The organism is Micromonospora musae, assembly GCF_003626635.1.
Lineage (GTDB): Bacteria > Actinomycetota > Actinomycetes > Mycobacteriales > Micromonosporaceae > Micromonospora > Micromonospora musae.
Genome location: NZ_RAZT01000013.1, coordinates 76,309 through 94,466 on the forward strand (window position 1 = coordinate 76,309; position 18,158 = coordinate 94,466).

At 73.2% G+C, this 18,158-nt stretch carries 15 protein-coding genes; 10 read left to right on the plus strand and 5 right to left on the minus strand.

Annotation, left to right across the window (positions count from 1 at the left end; translation table 11 throughout):
• Positions 1-4 precede the first annotated feature (4 nt).
• From D7044_RS24380 to D7044_RS24395, 4 genes are all read right to left on the minus strand, one after another.
• Positions 5-1,072, minus strand: a complete 1,068-nt coding sequence (locus tag D7044_RS24380) for an NADH:flavin oxidoreductase/NADH oxidase (protein WP_120690317.1) — start codon at positions 1,070-1,072, stop codon at positions 5-7.
• 139 nt (positions 1,073-1,211) lie between these two features.
• The gene (locus tag D7044_RS24385) at positions 1,212-2,507 is read right to left on the minus strand and encodes a dicarboxylate/amino acid:cation symporter (protein ID WP_199716763.1); all 1,296 of its coding nucleotides are present in this window, start codon (positions 2,505-2,507) and stop codon (positions 1,212-1,214) included.
• 203 nt (positions 2,508-2,710) lie between these two features.
• The gene (locus tag D7044_RS24390) at positions 2,711-3,442 is read right to left on the minus strand and encodes a DUF998 domain-containing protein (RefSeq protein ID WP_120690319.1); all 732 of its coding nucleotides are present in this window, start codon (positions 3,440-3,442) and stop codon (positions 2,711-2,713) included.
• Entirely contained in the window at positions 3,435-4,400 is a 966-nt protein-coding gene (locus D7044_RS24395) for a glutathione S-transferase family protein (RefSeq protein ID WP_120690320.1), read from the minus strand. Before D7044_RS24395 ends, D7044_RS24390 begins: the two co-directional genes overlap by 8 nt.
• Before the next feature lie 126 nt (positions 4,401-4,526).
• Between D7044_RS24395 and pcaF the strand changes: the two genes are divergently transcribed.
• From pcaF to D7044_RS24435, 8 genes are all read left to right on the plus strand, one after another.
• Positions 4,527-5,732: a 3-oxoadipyl-CoA thiolase gene (gene pcaF, locus D7044_RS24400; RefSeq protein ID WP_120690321.1), complete on the plus strand. Its 1,206-nt coding sequence runs from the start codon at positions 4,527-4,529 to the stop codon at positions 5,730-5,732.
• A 108-nt stretch (positions 5,733-5,840) separates the two neighbouring features.
• Entirely contained in the window at positions 5,841-6,650 is an 810-nt protein-coding gene (locus tag D7044_RS24405; RefSeq protein ID WP_120677183.1) for an SAM-dependent methyltransferase, read from the plus strand.
• A 5-nt stretch (positions 6,651-6,655) separates the two neighbouring features.
• Positions 6,656-8,821 (plus strand): putative bifunctional diguanylate cyclase/phosphodiesterase, encoded by a 2,166-nt coding sequence (locus D7044_RS24410; protein ID WP_120690322.1) that lies wholly within the window; start codon positions 6,656-6,658, stop codon positions 8,819-8,821.
• 177 nt (positions 8,822-8,998) lie between these two features.
• Positions 8,999-9,499: a DUF456 domain-containing protein gene (locus D7044_RS24415; protein ID WP_120690323.1), complete on the plus strand. Its 501-nt coding sequence runs from the start codon at positions 8,999-9,001 to the stop codon at positions 9,497-9,499.
• Positions 9,500-9,836: 337 nt separating this feature from the next.
• A complete protein-coding gene (locus D7044_RS24420; protein WP_120690324.1) occupies positions 9,837-11,198 on the plus strand; it encodes a glutamine synthetase family protein in 1,362 nt (453 codons plus the stop codon).
• Between the two features lie 153 nt (positions 11,199-11,351).
• On the plus strand, positions 11,352-12,707 hold the full coding sequence (locus D7044_RS24425; protein WP_120690368.1) for an aldehyde dehydrogenase family protein: 1,356 nt from the start codon (positions 11,352-11,354) through the stop codon (positions 12,705-12,707).
• 5 nt (positions 12,708-12,712) lie between these two features.
• Positions 12,713-13,480, plus strand: a complete 768-nt coding sequence (locus tag D7044_RS24430; RefSeq protein ID WP_120677175.1) for a 3-oxoacyl-ACP reductase — start codon at positions 12,713-12,715, stop codon at positions 13,478-13,480.
• Positions 13,481-13,692: 212 nt separating this feature from the next.
• Entirely contained in the window at positions 13,693-16,092 is a 2,400-nt protein-coding gene (locus D7044_RS24435) for an ATP-binding SpoIIE family protein phosphatase (RefSeq protein WP_120690369.1), read from the plus strand.
• 85 nt (positions 16,093-16,177) lie between these two features.
• Here D7044_RS24435 and D7044_RS24440 read toward each other — a convergent pair whose 3' ends face one another.
• On the minus strand, positions 16,178-16,492 hold the full coding sequence (locus D7044_RS24440; RefSeq protein ID WP_199716758.1) for an STAS domain-containing protein: 315 nt from the start codon (positions 16,490-16,492) through the stop codon (positions 16,178-16,180).
• A gap of 93 nt (positions 16,493-16,585) precedes the next feature.
• Here D7044_RS24440 and map point away from each other — a divergent pair, with 93 nt between their 5' ends.
• Together map and D7044_RS24450 are read left to right on the plus strand one after the other, a co-directional pair.
• A complete protein-coding gene (gene map, locus D7044_RS24445; protein ID WP_120677173.1) occupies positions 16,586-17,443 on the plus strand; it encodes a type I methionyl aminopeptidase in 858 nt (285 codons plus the stop codon).
• Positions 17,440-18,156 (plus strand): VIT1/CCC1 transporter family protein, encoded by a 717-nt coding sequence (locus D7044_RS24450; protein ID WP_120677171.1) that lies wholly within the window; start codon positions 17,440-17,442, stop codon positions 18,154-18,156. The genes map and D7044_RS24450 overlap by 4 nt, the downstream gene beginning before the upstream one ends.
• Positions 18,157-18,158: the final 2 nt, after the last annotated feature.

Below are 18,158 nucleotides of genomic sequence, written 5' to 3' on the forward strand. Positions count from 1 at the left end.
GGGGTCAGGTGGCGCGGAGGTATTGGTTGGGCCAGGTAGCAGCGGCGCCCAGCTTGGCGGCGGCGCGCAGCGGCCAGTAGGGGTCGCGCAGCAGTTCCCGGCCGAGCAGCACCAGGTCGGCCTCGCCGTCGGCGACGATCTGCTCGGCGTGCTCCGGCTCCACGATCAGCCCGACCGCACCGGTCGGTACGCCGGCCTCGCGCCGGATCCGCGCGGCCGCCGGCACCTGGTATCCCGGGGCGAGCGGCACCTGCTGGGCCGGGCTGACGCCGCCCGAGGAGGTGTCGACGAGGTCCACCCCGGCGCCGGCCAGTTCGGCGGCGAGCACCACGCTGTCGTCCACCGTCCAGCCGCCCTCCACCCAGTCGATGCTGGAGATCCGGGCCAGCACCGGGACCTCCTCGCCCACCGCGGCGCGTACCGCCCGGGCGACCTCCAGGGTGAGCCGGATCCGGCCCGCCCGGTCACCGCCGTACTCGTCCGTGCGGTGGTTGGTGAGCGGGGAGAGGAACTCGTGCAGCAGGTAGCCGTGCGCCGCGTGGATCTCCACGGCGGCGAAACCGGCGTCCAGCGCACGGGTGGCGCCGGCCGCGAACGCCTCGACGACCTCGGAGATCCCCGTCGCGTCCAGCGCGGTCGGCGTCCGGTAGTTCGGCGCGAAGGGGGTGGTGCCCGGTGCCACCGGCGTCCAACCGCCGTCGGCGTCCGGGACCCCGCCCCGCTCGGCGGCCCACGGCCGGTAGGTCGAGGCCTTGAAACCGGCGTGCGCGAGCTGCATGGCCGGTACCGCCCCGTGCGCCGTCAGGAAGGCCGCGACGGGACGCCAGGCGTCCACGTGGGCTCCGGACCAGATGCCGGTGTCCTGCGGGCTGATCCGCCCCTCGGGCAGGACCGCGGTCGCCTCGCTGAGCACCAGGCCGACCCCGCCGGCCGCGCGGGCGCCCAGGTGCACCAGGTGCCACTCGCTGGGCAGGCCGTCCGGACCGGCCGTGTACTGGCACATCGGCGCCATCGCGATGCGGTTCGGCAGGGTGACCGCGCGCAGGGCGAGCGGGGCGAAGAGTTTGCTCATGCCACACCCTCTCGAAACGCGCGGAGGAGGACCCCTTCAGGGGCCCTCCTCCGATTCAGTTCTTCCCGGCCCCGTTGCCGGCGGGTGCTGCCGCACAACTCCGGCCCCGGCCACACCGCCGGGCCGGCACGGCGACGGATCAGGCCGGTACCGGCGCCAGCCCCTCCGTGCGGCCGCTCTCCGCCGGCTCCGGGTCGACGAGCTCGCGCCGGCCGGCCGAGTCGTAGGCGGTCCGGTCGAGGGTGCCCTCGCGAGCCGCGACGACCGTCGGCACGAGCGCCTGACCGGCCACGTTCGTGGCGGTGCGCATCATGTCCAGGATCGGGTCGATGGCCAGCAGCAGCCCGGCGCCGGCCAGCGGCAGGCCGAGCGTGCTGAGGGTCAGGGTGAGCATCACCGTCGCACCGGTCAGACCGGCGGTGGCCGCCGAACCGATCACCGAGACGAACGCGATCAGCAGGTAGTCGCCGACCCCGAGGTGGATGCCGAAGACCTGAGCCACGAAGATCGCGGCGAGCGCCGGGTAGATCGCGGCGCAGCCGTCCATCTTGGTGGTCGCGCCGAACGGCACCGCGAACGAGGCGTACTCACGGGGCACACCGAGCCGCTCGACGGCCTTCTGGGTGACCGGCATGGTGCCGACCGAGGAGCGCGACACGAAGCCCAGCTCGATGGCGGGCCAGGCGCCGGCGTAGAAGCGCAGCGGGTTGAGCCGGCCGGCGCCCAGCAGCACCAGCGGGTAGACCACCAGCAGCACGATCGCGCAGCCGATGTAGACCGCCGTGGTGAACTTGGCCAGCGGGGCCAGCAGGTCCCAGCCGTACGAGGCGATGGCGTTGCCGATCAGGCCGAGGGTGCCGATCGGGGCGAGCCGGATCACCCACCAGAGCGCCTTCTGGATGATCTCCAGCAGGGAGCGGTTGAGCGCCACGAACGGCTCGGCCTTCTCACCGATCAGCATCGCGGCCGCGCCGACGACGAGCGCCAGGAAGACGATCTGGAGCACGTTGCCCTCGACGAAGGCCCCGATCGGGTTGGTCGGCACGATGCCGGTGAGGAAGTCCGTCCAGGAGCCGGTGTGCTTCGGCTCGGTGGCGCCGGCGAGGTCCAGCGTGACGCCCCGGCCCGGGTTGGTGAGCAGGCCGAGGCCGATGCCGACGCCCACCGCGATCAGCGCGGTGATGCCGAACCAGAGCAGCGTCTTGACCGCCAGCCGGGCGGCGTTGGCCACGCCACGCAGGCTGACCACGCTGACCACGATCGCGGTGAAGACCAGCGGCGGCACGGCGAGCTTCAGCAGCTGGACGAAGAGGCTGCCGATGGTGTGCAGGGTCTCGGTCAGCCAGCCGAGGTCGTTGGAGCGGGCGAGGAAGCCGAGCGCCACGCCGAGGACGAGGCCGAGAAGGATCTGCACGGAGAAGGGAATCTTGCGCAGGGCGATAGGCATGGAGATGTGTCCAAGGTCTGGTGAGTCGGTCGGGGGCAGCGTCAGAGAGCAGGCTGCGCCGGACAGACGCCGCTGGCCTGCAGTCGAAGATCGACGTACAGGCGAACGGTCAGGCACCAGATGTTGGTCATCGCCGCCCGACGATACGCCCGGGACCCCGGAGGCGGAAGAGGCGAGCGCCGTGACGAACCTTACGAAGGTGGCCGTCGATGGTCGACACCCGCTGACGAGGGTGGATCCCGGTCGCCGTCGCCCGTTGCGCCGGCCCCGCCCGTTCTGACGAGCCCGACCGGGGGACCCCTGAAGCCGAGCACGACGGCCGTGGCCACTCCCCAGAGCACCGCGACGGCGAGCACCACCCGCTCCAGCACGCCCACCAGGCCCCCGCGACCGACCAGCAGCATCGCCAGACCGACCGTCGCGCAGAGCGGCAGCGCGACCGCCGCCGCACCGGCGGCGAGCCCCCGCAGCCGCCGGTCGGCGTCCCGGTGCAGGGCGACCGCGACCATCGCGAGGACGATCGCGCCGGTGGCCGTGATGCTCGCGCCGCCGTGTACCAGGTCGCCGACCGTGGCGCGTTCGAACGGCGGCAGCGGACAGCCCACGCTGCACGTCACCGTGCCGGAGAGCGCCGTGCTCAGGCTGCCGGCACCGAGCAGCGCGGCGGCCAACCGCAGCTGCGGCGGCAACGCGGCGGCGAGCAGCAGCACGCCGGCAGCGAGGGCGTACACCCCGATCCGGTAGGTCAGGGCATGGCCGCTGCCGGCGATGCCGGCCTCGCTCACGTACCCGACGAAACCCGGGCCGGGTCCGGCGAGCACCGCGATGGTGACGGCGGCCGTCCCGGCGAGGATGCAGCCGGCGGCGGCCGACGCGGCGGCGGCACGCGGCGTGGGCGGCCCGGGCCGGTCCGGCTCAGCCACGCCCGTGCGGCGTGGTCCAGCCGGAGGTGTCCGGGCCGAGCGGGACGATCCCGGTCGGATTGATCTCGCGGTGGGTGGCGTAGTAGTGCCGCTTGATGTGGTCGAAGTCCACCGTCTCGCCGAAGCCGGGCGTGGCGAACAGGTCACGGGCGTACGCCCAGAGCACCGGCAGTTCGGTGAGCTTCTGCCGGTTGCACTTGAAGTGCCCGTGGTACGCCACGTCGAAGCGGACCAGCGTGGTGAAGAGCCGGACGTCGGCCTCGGTGATCGAGTCGCCCATCAGGTAGCGCCGCCCGGCCAGCCGCTCCGACAGTGCGTCCAACCGGGCGAAGAGCGCCGTGTACGCCTCGTCGTACGCCTCCTGAGAGGTGGCGAAGCCACACCGGTAGACGCCGTTGTTGACGTCCCGGTGGATCTCCGCCATCAACGCGTTCATCTCCGGCCGCAGCTCCACCGGGTAGAGGTCGGGCGCGTCCGGGGCGTGCAGACGCCGCCACTCGGTGGAGAGGTCCAGGGTGAGCTGCGGGTAGTCGTTGGTGACGACCCGCCCGGTGACCGTGTCGATCAGTGCGGGCACGGTCACCCGACCGGAGTAGTCCGGGTCGGTGGCGAGGTACGCCTCGGAGAGGAAGCCGATACCGAGCACCGGGTCGAACCCGTCCGGGTCGAGGGCGAACCGCCAGCCCCGCTCGTCGCGGATCGGGTCGACGGTGCCCAGCGAGATGACGTCCTCCAGGCCGAGCAGGCTCCGGACGATCCGGGCCCGATGCGCCCACGGGCAGGCACGGCACCAGATCAGCCGGTAACGGCCGGCCTCCAGCGGCCAACGCCCCTGCTCGTCCGGCCCGCCACCGGGTGGGGACGTCGAGTGCGGGGTGACCCGGTCGGTGAACCGGTTGGCCTGGCGGACGAACTCGCCGCTCGCACCGACTTCCGCGTTGAACTGGGCCCGGGCCATGCCGTCAACCTATCCGTTCCGGCCGCCGATATCCTGGCGGCCGGGCGTTCCCCGCGACCCGGTGGACGCTCGACCCCCGTCCCCCCACCCCGAGGACCTGCCTCTCCCACCCCCGGAGGACTCGCGATGACCGTGGCATACCTGGTGGCCGGTGTCCGCACCCCGATCGGTCGCTACGGCGGCAGCCTCGCCGGGGTACGCCCGGACGACCTCGCCGCGCACGTGATCCGCGAACTGACCGACCGGCACCCGACGGTGGACTGGGAGCGCGTGGACGACGTGATCCTCGGCTGCGCCAACCAGGCCGGCGAGGACAACCGCAACGTCGCCCGGATGGCCGCGCTTCTCGGCGGGCTGCCCGATCAGGTGCCCGGCAGCACCGTGAACCGGCTCTGCGGCTCCGGCCTGGACGCTCTCGCCATCGCCTCCCGGGCGATCATGGCCGGCGAGGCCGAGCTGATCGTGGCCGGCGGTGTGGAGAGCATGAGCCGGGCGCCGTTCGTCATGCCGAAGGCCGGCACGGCGTACTCGCGGGCGGCGGAGATCTACGACACCACCATCGGCTGGCGGCTGGTCAACCCGCTGATGAAGAAGCAGTGGGGCATCGACTCGATGCCGGAGACGGCGGAGAACGTGGCCGCCGAGTTCGGCGTCGACCGGGCGGCGCAGGACGAGTTCGCCCTCCGCTCGCAGCAGCGCGCGGCGAAGGCGCAGGCCGACGGCCGGCTCGCCGAGGAGATCGTCCCGGTCACGGTGCCGGCCGGCAAGCGGGAGACGAAGCTGGTCGACGTCGACGAGCACCCGCGGGAGACCTCGCTGGAGAAGCTCGCCGCGCTGCCCACACCGTTCCGCGAGGGTGGCACCGTCACCGCCGGCAACTCCTCCGGCGTCAACGACGGCGCCGTCGCGCTGCTGGTCGCGTCCGAGGCGGCGGTCAGCAGGTACGGCCTGACCCCGCTGGCCCGGGTCACCGGCGCCGCGGCGGCCGGCGTGCCGCCCCGGATCATGGGCGTCGGGCCGGTGCCGGCGACCCGCAAGCTGCTGGACCGCCTCGGTCTCGGTGTCGGTGACGTCGACGTGATCGAGTTGAACGAGGCGTTCGCCGCCCAGTCCGTCGCCGTGCTGCGCGAACTCGGCCTGCCCGAGGACGCCGAACACGTCAACCCGAACGGCGGCGCGATCGCCCTCGGTCACCCGCTCGGCGCGAGCGGTGCCCGGCTCGCGCTCACCGCCGCGCTCGAACTGCGTCGCCGGGGTGGACGGCGGGCGCTGGCCACCATGTGCATCGGGGTCGGGCAAGGGATCTCCCTGATGATGGAGTTCGCAGCCTAGAGTGTTCTTCACCACACCCTCAGCGGGTCGGCCCGTGGGCCGCCGCCTGCCGGCGCGCATCCCGAGGCCGGTGCCGACCCGCGCGGCGAAGAACTGGGGAGCGCGCAGATGCCGGACGGACCTTCGACCGAGATCGACCTGACCCGGCCGAGCGCCGCCCGGGTGTACGACTACTTCCTGGGCGGGGCGCACAACTTCGAGATCGACAGGCGGCTCGCCGAGCAGATCGCGGCGATGACGCCGCACCTGCCGGCCACCATGCGGTCGGGGCGTGAGTTCCTGCGCCGGGCAGTGCGGGTCCTGCTGGACGCGGGCATCGACCAGTTCCTCGACATCGGCTCCGGCATCCCCACCGTGGGCAACGTGCACGAGGTGGCCCAGCGGGCCGACCCGAAGGCGCGAGTGGTCTATGTGGACATCGACCCGGTGGCGGTCGCGCACAGCCGTGAGCTGCTCGCCGGCAACGAGCTGACCACCGTCGTCCACGCGGACCTGCGGGAGCCGGAGCGGATCCTCGCCGAGGCTCGCGGCCTGCTCGACCTGGGCCGTCCGGTCGGCATCCTGCTCGCCGGGGTGGTGCACTTCGTTCCGGACGCGGACCGCCCCGCCGACCTCCTCGCCACCCTGCGGGCCGCCGCCGCGCCCGGCAGCCACCTGGTGATCTCCCACTCGACCTTCGAGGACCAGCCGCAGGAGATGCTCGACGCGCAGCGGTTGTCGGCGCGCACCGACACGGAGATCACCCTGCGTTCGCGGGCCGAGGTCACGGGGCTCTTCGGCGACTGGACGCTCCTCGATCCCGGCGTGGTGCACATGCCCCTCTGGCGTCCCGACGCCCCGTCCGACGTGGACGATCACCCCGAGCGGTTCGGCGCGTTCTGTGGGGTGGCGCGCCACGACCGGCCCCTCGCGGGCTGACCGTCGTGGCCGGCGTCCCGGACTCCACCGGAGACGACGTCAGCCTCTCCGGCGCACAGGGGTACGCCGCCGAGTGGGCCGGCGCCGCACGCCGCTTCGGCTTCGTGCCGCTCAGCGCGACCGAGACCGAGCGGCTGCTGCTCGTGCACACCGTGCGGCTCGCGCAGGCGCTGCGCGCCGAGCCCTTCTCCGACCAGCCGGCCGCGGACGTCGGACGGGCACTGGTCGAGGCGCACCTGACCGAACCGCGGTTGCTGGAGTGGTCGGTTCGCGCCCTCGGCGAGAACCTCGCGGCCCGGGCGCTGCCCGCCCGAGCGGCCGCGCGGGACACCTCCGAGCGGGTCGCGGGGCTGCAGGGCGCGCTCGCCGCCGGCTTCGCCCGCGCGCTGCGCGACCGTACCTTCGCCCAGCAGGAGCGGATCGCCCGCTCGGCCTGGCAGGCGCGCGACCAGGTGGAACGGGCACTGCGCGACAGCGAGGCGCGGTTCCGGGCGGTCTTCACCGGCGCGGCGATCGGGATCGGCATCGCCGACCTCGACGGCCGGATCATCGAGGTGAACCAGTCGTTCGCGGACATGCTCGGGTACGCGGTGGAGGAGCTGCGCCACGTCAACGTGGCCTCGCTCTTCCACGCCGACGACGCCGCCGGGATGCGGGAGCTCTACCAGGGGCTCATCGACGGCGAGCGCGACTCGGTCCGGGTGGAGAAGCGCTACCACCGAAAGGACGGCAGCAGCCTCTGGACCGACCTGGCCGTCTCACTCGTCCGGCACGACGACGGCCGACCACGGTTCACCGTCGCGATGATCGAGGACATCACCGAGCGGTACGCGTTGCAGCAGCGGCTCCGCTTCCAGGCGCTGCACGATCCGCTCACCGGGCTGCCCAACCGGACCCTCTTCTTCGAGACGCTGGGCCGGCTCCTCGACACCGCCGGCCCGGAGCAGCGGGTCGGCGTCTGCTTCCTCGACCTCGACGGGTTCAAGGCGATCAACGACAGCCTCGGGCACGACCTGGGCGACAACCTGCTCGTCGTGATCGCCCGCCGGCTCGCCGACTGCGTCGCCGACCACGGACACCTCGTCGCCCGGATGGGAGGCGACGAGTTCGTCATCCTGGTCGACGGCGGCGACGGGCTCGACGACGCGGTGGCCGTGGCGGACGCGGCGCTGGCCGCGGTCGCCACCCCGGTGTACATCGGCGACCAGCAGCTCACCGTCTCGGCGAGCGTCGGCATCGTCGAGTGCCCGGCGGGCGAGACCAACGCGTCGGATCTGATGAAGGCCGCGGACACCACCCTCTACTGGGCGAAGGCCGAGGGGCGCGGCCGGTGGGCCGTCTACGACCCGGAACGCAGCGCCCGGGAGATCGCCCGCTCGTCGCTGGCCGCGAAGCTGCCCACCGCGCTGGACCGGGGCGAGTTCGTGCTCCGTTACCAGCCGATCGTGTCTCTGCTCGAAGGTCGGATGCTCGCCGTCGAGGCGTTGGTCCGCTGGCAGCACCCCGAACTGGGGTTGCTCGGACCGGACCGGTTCATCGGGCTGGCCGAGGAGACCGGGTTGATCGTCCGGCTCGGCGAGTGGGTGCTCCGGCGGGCCTGCCGTGACGCGGAGCAGTGGCGGCGCGGTTTCCCGGACGCCCGGTTGGTGGTGAGCGTCAACCTGGCCGCCCGGCAGACCGACGACCCGACGATCGTGGAGACGGTCGCGGACGCGCTGGCCTCCAGCGGGCTGCCGGCCGAGCTGCTGCAGCTGGAGTTGACCGAGAGCGCGGTGATGGGCACCGCGGGGGAGCCGCTGCGCGCGCTGCACCGGCTCGCGGCGCTGGGCGTACGGCTGGCCATCGACGACTTCGGCACCGGTTACTCGAACCTCGCGTACCTGCGTCGGCTGCCGATCCACTGCCTGAAACTGGCCGGCCCGTTCGTCGAGGGCATCCGGGGTGACGACGCGGACGCGGTGGCCGACCGTCGGGACGAGCGCATCGTGGACGCGCTCGTCCGGTTGGCACACGCGCTGGAGCTGTGGGTGACCGCCGAGGCGGTGGAGACGGGCGTGCAGGCCGAGCGGCTCAGGGCGTTGCGCTGCGACACCGGTCAGGGGCGGCTCTTCGGCGCGCCGATGCCGGCCGACCGGATCGCGGCCCGGCTGGCCGGCGCGGAGGCGGCGTGAGCCCCGCCGGCGTCCGGCCGGTGCGGCGATGGTCCCGGGTGAGCGGGGGAGGACCCGACGGCCGCCGGTACGGGTGAGGATTGAGTCGGCGCGTCCGGCGACCACTGACGCAACGGCTCGGGCGTTCGGGCGTGCCGCGCTCGCCCGCCCCGTAGTCGCGAACGGAGGGTGGCTCCGATGAGCCTGACGGATTCCGAGACCGCCGTGTCGGTGGTCGCGGCCCTGGCGATCCTGGCCGGGCTGGCCGGAGTGATCGTGCCGGGCCTGCCCGCGTTGCCGCTCTGCTGGGCCGGGGTGCTGCTCTGGGCGATCGTCGGCGGCACGGGCGGGGGGCGGTGGCTGGTGCTCGCCGCCGCGACGCTGGTCGCCGTCGGCGGCACCGTCGTCAAGTACGCCTGGCCGGGGCGCAACCTGAAACGCAGCGGCGTGCCCACCTCCTCACTGCTCGCCGGAGGGCTGCTCGGCCTGGTCGGCTTCTTCGTCATCCCCGTGATCGGGCTGGTGCTCGGTTTCGTGGCCGGGGTCTGGGTGGCGGAGCGGCTGCGGCTCGGTGACTCGCGGCTCGCCTGGCCGGCCACGAAGCGGGCGGTCGCGGCGGCCGGCCTGTCGATGCTGCTGGAGTTCCTCTCCGGGCTGGTGATCGCCGTGCTCTGGGTGCTCGGGCTGCTGTTCACCTGACCCGGGTGGCGCGGCCGCCGGCCGGGTCGCCCGTCTGCCCGGCACAGCGGCCGAGGAAAGCGAAAGGATGGCGGCTGCCGAGGAGACGGCGGCGACGCGGGGCCTGCGTCGCGTACGGCGGATCGCCGTACGGGTGAGAGAGAGGTGACCGCCCCGCGTCGCCGCGCTGCCGGGCGGTCCGAGCGCCCGGCGCTGGCCCGTGGCGATCGGGCCTGGTCACAGGCTCAAGGATGCGCCGCGGCGAGCCCGCGGGCAACCGGAATTCCGCTCCGCCTGGCGGCATGGGCATTGACGGCCGTCGGGTTTGCCAGTAGACCTTGGGAATGGAGGCCCGCCGATGAGAGCACCCCTGACGCTGGAGCAGCTCCGGGTCGCCGTCGCCGAGCGGGAGATCGACACCGTGGTGCTGGCGCTCGTCGACATGCAGGGCCGGCTGCAGGGCAAGAGGTTCCACGCCCCCTACTTCCTCGAGCACGTGGTCGGGCACGGCAGCGAGGGGTGCAACTACCTGCTCGCCGTCGACGTGGAGATGAACACCGTCGACGGCTACGCCATGTCGAGCTGGGAGCGGGGCTACGGCGACTTCGCGATGAAGGCCGACCTGGGCACGCTGCGCCGGGTGCCCTGGCAGCCGGGGACGGCGCTGCTCCTCGCCGACCTGGAGTGGCTGGACGGCTCCGGGCCGGTGGTCGCCTCGCCACGGCAGATCCTCCGCCAACAGCTCGACCGGCTGAGCCGGCACGGGCTGACCGCGTACGCCGGCACCGAGCTGGAGTTCGTGCTCTACCGCGACTCGTACGAGGACGCCTGGCAGCGCGGCTACCGGGAGTTGACCCCGGCCAACCAGTACAACGTGGACTACTCGCTGCTCGGCACGGCCCGGGTGGAGCCGCCGCTGCGACGCATCCGCCTCGAGATGGCCGGCGCCGGGCTGACCCCGGAGAGCGCGAAGGGCGAGTGCAACCTCGGCCAGCACGAGATCGCCTTCCGCTACGACGAGGCGGTCGCCTGCGCGGACCATCACGTCGTCTACAAGAACGGCGCGAAGGAGATCGCCGCCCAGGAGGGCATGGCGATCACCTTCATGGCGAAGCCGAACGCGCGGGAGGGCAGCTCCTGCCACATCCACTTCTCGCTGCGCGACGCCGACGGCGACCCGGCGCTGCTCGGCGACGGGCCGGCCCGGTTAAGCGTGACCGGCCGACGGGTGCTCGCCGGGCTGCTCGCCACCATGCGCGAGTTCAGCCTCTTCTTCGCCCCGAACATCAACTCGTACAAGCGCTACCAGCCGGGCTCGTTCGCACCCACCGCGCTGCACTGGGGCACCGACAACCGCACCTGCGCCCTGCGTCTGGTCGGGCACGGGGCGGATCTGCGGGTGGAGAACCGGGTGCCCGGCGCGGACGTGAACCCCTACCTGGCGATCGCCGCGCTGGTCGCCGGGGCGGTGTACGGCCTCGAGCGGGAGCTGGAGCTCGGCGAGGAGTGCACCGGCAACGCCTACGACGATCCGTCCGTCGAGCGGGTGCCGGGCACGCTGCGCGACGCGCTCGCCCTCTGGGAGTCCTCCGGGCCGGCCGCCGACGCCTTCGGCCCCGAGGTGGTCGCCCACTACGCCAACCACGCTCGGGTCGAGCTCGCCGCCTTCGACGCCGCGGTCACCGACTGGGAGCTCTTCCGTGGCTTCGAACGCCTCTGACGGATCGAGCTCGCCGCCTTCGACCCCGCGGTCACCGACCGGGAGCTCTTCCGTGGCTTCGAACGCTGCTGACCGGCCCACCCGGCCCGGCGGTCGCGGAGGTCCGGGCGGGGCTGCACTGAAGCGCCGGATCGACGGGCCGGGGCGGTGGGCGTGACGACGCTTGTCGACCCGGCCACCGGGACGGAGATCGGGGAGGTGCCGGCCACCTCGGCCGAGGAGGTCGACGTCGCCGTCGCCCGGGCCGCGGCGGCGTACGAGCGGTGGCGGTGGACGGCGCCGGGGGAGCGGGCGCGGCTGCTGCGCCGGTTCGCGGCCGTCGTCGACGCGCACCGGGAGGAGTTGGCGCAGCTGGAGGTTCGTAACAGCGGGCACACGATCGGCAACGCCCGCTGGGAGGCCGGCAACGTCCGGGACGTGCTCGACTACTACGCCGGCGCGCCCGAGCGGCTCACCGGCCGGCAGATCCCGGTGCCCGGCGGGCTCGACGTCACCTTCCACGAGCCGCTCGGCGTGGTCGGGGTGATCGTGCCGTGGAACTTCCCGATGCCGATCGCCGCGTGGGCGCTGGCTCCGGCCCTCGCCGCCGGCAACACCGTCGTGCTGAAACCGGCCGAGCTGACCCCGCTCACCGCGCTGCGCCTGGCCGAGTTGGGCCGTGCGGCAGGCCTGCCCGACGACGTGTTCACAGTCCTTCCCGGCGAGGGCGCGGTGGTGGGCGAGCGGCTCGTCACCCACCCGGCGGTCCGCAAGATCTGCTTCACCGGCTCCACCGCCGTCGGCACCCGGATCATGGCCGGCTGCGCGGCGCAGGTGAAGCGGCTGACGCTGGAGCTGGGCGGGAAGTCCGCCAACGTGGTCTTCGCCGACGCCGACCTGCCACGCGCGGCGGCCACCGCCCCGTACGCCGTCTTCGACAACGCCGGCCAGGACTGCTGCGCCCGTTCCCGGATCCTCGTGCAGCGCTCGGCGTACGACCGGTTCCTGGAGCTGCTCGAACCGGCGGTGCGCGCATTCCGGGTGGAGGACCCGGCCCGGGAGACGGCCGAGATGGGTCCGCTGATCTCGGCGGCCCACCGGGACCGGGTCGCCGGCTACGTCGAGGGCGCCCGGGTCGCCTTCACCGGCTCCCGGCCGGCCGGCCCTGGCTTCTGGTACGCCCCGACCGTGCTGCTGACCGACACGACGGCGGACCGGCACTGGCGGGACGAGATCTTCGGCCCGGTCGTGTCGGTGCTGCCGTTCGACGACGAGTCGGAGGCGATCCGGCTCACCAACGACGGCGACCACGGCCTCTCCGGCTCGATCTGGACCCGGGACGTGGGCCGGGCGATCCGGGTGACCCGGGCCGTCGAGTCCGGGAACCTCAGCGTCAACTCGCACTCCTCGGTGCGCTACTGGACCCCGTTCGGCGGCATGAAGCACTCCGGCCTCGGCCGGGAGTTGGGCCCCGACGCGCTGCACGCGTTCACCGATGTCAAGAACGTCTTCATCGCGGCGGAGGAGTGAGCGAAGTGCGTGATCGGTTGCGGGACCGGGTGGCCGTCGTCACCGGCGCGGGCAGCGGGATCGGGCTGGCCACGGTGCGGCGGTTCGCCGCCGAGGGCGCCCTGGTGGTCTGCGTGGACATCGACGCGGAGGCGGGCGAGCGGGCCGCTGCCGAGGCGCACGGCGAGGCCGTGGTGGCCGACGTGGCGGACGAGGACGCCGTGCGGGACCTCTTCGACGGGGTGGTGGCGCGGCACGGCCGGGTGGATGTGGCGTTCAACAACGCCGGCATCTCCCCGCCGGAGGACGACTCGATCCTGGAGACCGGGCTCGACGCCTGGGAGCGGGTGCTGCGGGTCAACACCACGAGCGTCTACCTGTGCTGCAAGTACGTCATTCCGCACATGCGCCGGCAGGGCAAGGGCTCGATCATCAACACCGCCTCGTTCGTGGCGCTGATGGGAGCGGCCACCTCGCAGATCGCGTACACCGCGAGCAAGGGTGGGGTGCTGGCGATGACCCGGGAGCTGGGGGTGCAGTTCGCCCGGGAGGGGATCCGGGTGAATGCGCTCTGTCCCGGCCCGGTCGCGACTCCGCTGCTGCTCGAACTCTTCGCGGCCGACCCGGAACGAGCCGCCCGCCGGCTGGTGCACGTGCCGATGGGCCGGTTCGGCAGCCCGGACGAGATCGCCGCGGCGGTGGCGTTCCTGGCCAGCGACGACGCGTCCTTCATGACCGCCGCGCAGTTCGTGGTGGACGGTGGCATCACGGGCGCGTACGTCACCCCGCTCTGAGATCCTCGTCACCCCCGGGCGCCTCTCGGCGAGGCCGCGGGTGACGGCCGCCCCGCCCGGCGGGCGGAGTTCACGGTCAGCGGCGCGGGCCGGGCGGAGACCGATAGCAGCGCGCCGCGCGGCGAATGTGTTACGTCGTGTTCCCGCGGGGGTACAAGGCGATGCACAGGGGAGTGAAGATCATCCGCGTGGAGGCCGGACCGGGAGGCTGCATGAGTTCGGCGCTGGGGGGCGCGGGCGCGGGGCGACTACGCGCCGCCGACGGCGAACTGCCCCCACCGTTGGCTGCGATGTTCGCCGATGGCGGTGAGATGGGTCGCCGTCTCGCGACCTTCGACTGGTCGGGTACGCCACTGGGACACCCCCGGGACTGGCCGGCTGCTCTCGTGGGTGCGGTGGGCATGATGCTCGCCTCCAGCGCGCAGATCGTCATGTTCTGGGGTGATGAGCAGCTCGCCTTCTACAACGACGCCTACCGGCCCACCATCGGCGGCAAGCACCCGGACGTGCTCTGCCGGCCCGCCCGGACGCACTGGGCCGAGACCTGGGACGTGCTCGCTCCGCTGCTGGAGGGGGTACGCCGCACGGGACGCTCCTACCACGCCGAGGACCACCCGTTCCTGATCGACCGACACGGGTTCCTGGAGCAGACGTACTTCACCGTCTCGTACGACCCGATCCGGGTGGCCGACGGCTCGGTGGGCGGCGTCTTCTGCATCGTCAACGAGACCACCGGCCGGGTGCTGGGCGAGCGACGGCTGCGCCTGCTGGCCGAACTCGGCACCGAACTGGCCGATGTCGGTACCGCTGCCGCGCTCGGCGGGGCCGCCGCCACGGTGCTCGACCGGTACCGGGCGGACGTGCCCTTCGCCCAGATCTGGCTGCGTGACGACGCGAAGCGGCTCACCCTCGCCGGTGGCAGCGGCGGGGTGCCACCGGTCACGGCGGAGGCGGTGCTCGACCGGGCGCTGGGCGACTCCCGCCGCAGCGCCCCCGTGAGTGACCTGCTCGACACGCCGCCGGCCGAAGCCGGCGACCGGGCGCTCCTGCTGCCGATCACCGCGACGAACCAGACCGTGGGTGCGCTGGTCGTCGGGGTGTCCGACCGGCTCCCGTCGACCGAGGGCTACCACGACTTCCTCGACCTGGTGGCGGTCCAGATCTCCCGCGCGGTGGAGCGCGGCCAGGTCGTCCGCCGCCTCCGCTTGCTCGCCGACGCGGCGGTGGCGGTCAACACCGCCCGCTCGACCGCGGACGTGCTCCGCGTCGCCGCCCGGCACGCCCTCGACCTCGTCGACGCCGTCCGGGTGCTGATCACCGCGGGTGAGCACCGCGTCGAGGCGGACGCCGGGGGCGACGCCGCGGCAGACCCCTCGCTGGTGCTGGCGCTCGCCGACACCGGCGACGCGCCGCTCGGAGAGCTGCGGGTATGGCGTCCGCCCACCGACGGCGCGAGGACCGACGACGCGGCGCTCACCCAGCTGGCGCGCCTGGTCGGGGTGCGGCTGGAGAACGCCCAGCTCTTCGAGGCCGAGCACCGGGTCGCCACGACGTTGCAGCACAGCCTGCTGCCCCGGTCGCTGCCGCAGCTGGCCGGCGCCCTGGTGGCCAGCCGGTACCTGCCGGGCACCACCGATGTCGAGGTCGGCGGTGACTGGTACGACGTGATGGTCCTGGACGAGCGGGAATTGGTGCTCGTCATCGGGGACGTGGTCGGCAAGGGCGTGCAGGCGGCGGCCGCGATGGGTCAACTGCGCAACGCGCTGCGCGCCTACCTGCTCGAGGGCTACGGCCCGGGTGAGTCGTTGACCCGGTTGAACCGCCTGGTCGGGTCGACCGGGCACAACTCCTTCGCCACCGTGGTCTGCCTGCTGTTCCACCCGGACACCGGACGGGTGCGGTACGCGAGCGCCGGCCACCCGTCCCCGTTGCTGATCGGCGGGGAGGAGGTGACCCTCCTCTACGACCGGGCGCTGGGCCCGCCGGTCGGCGCGGTGGCGGACGCCGCGTACCGGAGCATCGAGGGGGAGTTGCCGGTCGGCGGCCGGATCCTGTTCTACACCGACGGCCTGATCGAGGAGCGGCAACTCGACCTCGACGAGGCGCTGGCACAGCTCCGCGCCGACGCGGCCGGCCCGAGCGAGCACCTGGCCGACCTGATCGACACCGTGCTGGGGCGGGTGGAGGGACGGCCGCGGCGCGACGACGTGGCGGTGCTCGCGCTGGAGGCGGCCGAGCCGCACCGGTTCAGCCTGCGTCTGCCGGCCGACCCGACCCGGCTCAGCCTGCTGCGCAAGCGGTTGGAGGACTTCCTGGTGGCCCACGACGTCGGCGAGACGGATCTGTTCGACCTGACCGTGGCGATCTCCGAGGCCGCCGCCAACGCGATCGAGCACCCGGTCGACCCGGCGGAGCCCACCATCGGCGTCGAGGTGGCGATCGAGGACCGCACGGTGGTCGCCACCGTCCGCGACAGCGGACGGTGGCGGGAGTCGACAGGTACCGGCTTCCGGGGCCGGGGGCTGGCGCTGATCCGGGCGCTGGGGGAGCTTTCCGTCGGGCGCACCCCGACGGGGACGGAGGTGACGCTGCGCCGGCGGTTGCAGGAGTGAGCGGCCGCCGACGAAGGCTCGCAGCGGCGGCCCTATCGGCGGCCGAGGTCCCCGACGGCACGGCGGCGGGCCGGGCGGGCGGGGGTCACTCCGGGCGTAGCCAGGCCTGTTCGCCGAGGCCGGAGATATCGAGGACCCGCCGGACCTGCCGGGACGGCAGCACGGTGAGCGCGTTCGGGAGCTGCCGGGCGAGTCGGACCAGCGCGTGGATCGCGGCGGAGTCGAAGAAGGTGACCGCACGCAGGTCGAGGGTGACCCGGCCGGCGGGCTCGCGCAGCGCCGTCTGGAACATCGTGTCCGCGGTGGCCATGTCGACCTCGCCGGTCACCGTCACCCGGACGTGGTCGCCGGTGCTCTCGACGGTGGCCGAGAAGACGGGCGGCGGGGCCCCTAGATCCACCCCGCAACCATGGCACACCGGGGCAGACAGGGCAACCACCGTCGGACGTCCACCGCGAGGGACCGCGCCGGGTCGCGGCGATAGGCTTGGACCATGACCGTCCGTGCGCCGCTGACCCCAGGCACGCTCTCCCCGATGCGAGCGGTTCCGGCCCGCATCACCCGCCCGGAGTACGTGGGCAAGAAGGCGCCCAAGCAGTGGCGCGGGTCGCACGTGCAGACCCCGGAGACGATCGAGAAGATGCGGGTCGCCAGCCGGCTGGCCGCGCAGGCGACCCAGCTCGCCGGGGAGCACTGCAAGCCGGGCGTGACCACCGACGAGATCGACCGGGTGGTGCACGAGTTCCTCTGCGACCACGGCGCGTACCCGTCGACGCTCGGCTACAAGGGCTTCCCGAAGTCCTGCTGCACCAGCCTCAACGAGGTCATCTGCCACGGCATCCCGGACTCGACGGCGCTGCAGGACGGCGACATCGTCAACGTCGACGTCACCGCGTACCTCAACGGGGTGCACGGCGACACGAACGCCACCTTCTGCGTCGGCGAGGTGAGCGAGGAGGCCGGGCAGCTGGTCGAGCGCACCCACGAGGCGATGATGCGGGGCATCCGGTCGGTCGCCCCGGGCCGGCAGATCAACGTGATCGGCCGGGTCATCGAGTCGTACGCGAAGCGGTTCGGTTACGGCGTGGTGCGCGACTTCACCGGCCACGGCATCGGCGAGGCCTTCCACAGCGGGCTCTACGTGCCGCACTACGACAGCCCGCGGCCGACCGAGGTCATCGAGCCGGGCATGACGTTCACCATCGAGCCGATGATCACGCTCGGCACCTACCAGTACGACATGTGGGACGACGGCTGGACCGTGGTCACCAAGGACCGTAGGTGGACGGCCCAGTTCGAGCACACCATCCTGGTGACCGAGGACGGCCACGAGATCCTGACCCTGCCGTGACCGACGCTCCCGCCGCGCTGCGCGAGGCGCACCACGCCGACGTCTCCGGTGGCTGGCTCCGGCCGGCCGTCTTCGGCGCCATGGACGGGCTGGTCACCAACATCGCCCTGATCGCCGGGGTCGGCGGCGGCGGGGTGTCGCCGCGCAGCATCGTGCTCACCGGCGCGGCCGGGCTGGTGGCCGGCGCGATCTCGATGGGGCTCGGCGAGTACACCAGCGTCCGGTCGGCCAACGAGCAGGTCGCCGCCGAGGTGGCCAAGGAGCGGCGGGAGCTGGAGCGGCACCCCGAGGCGGAGGCCCGGGAACTGGCCGACGCGTGGGTGGCCCGAGGGCTCCCCCGGGACCTCGCCCAGCAGGTCGCCGAGGCGGTACGGCGCAACCCGGAGGAGGCGCTGCGGGTGCACGTCCGGGAGGAGTTGGGCGTGGACCCGGACGACCAGCCCAGCCCGTGGGCGGCGGCCGTCTCCTCGTTCTTCTTCTTCTCCGTCGGGGCGTTCGTGCCGCTGCTGACCTACCTGCTCGGCTTCACGAGCCTCTGGCTCGCACTGGGCGTCGGCGGGCTCGGCCTCTTCCTCGCCGGCGCGGTGGTGGCCCGGTTCACCAGCCGACCCTGGTGGTCCGGTGGGCTGCGTCAGCTGCTGCTGGGCGCCCTGGCCGCCGCCGCCACGTACGCGATCGGCACCCTGATCGGCGTCCAGGGCGGCATCGGCTGACC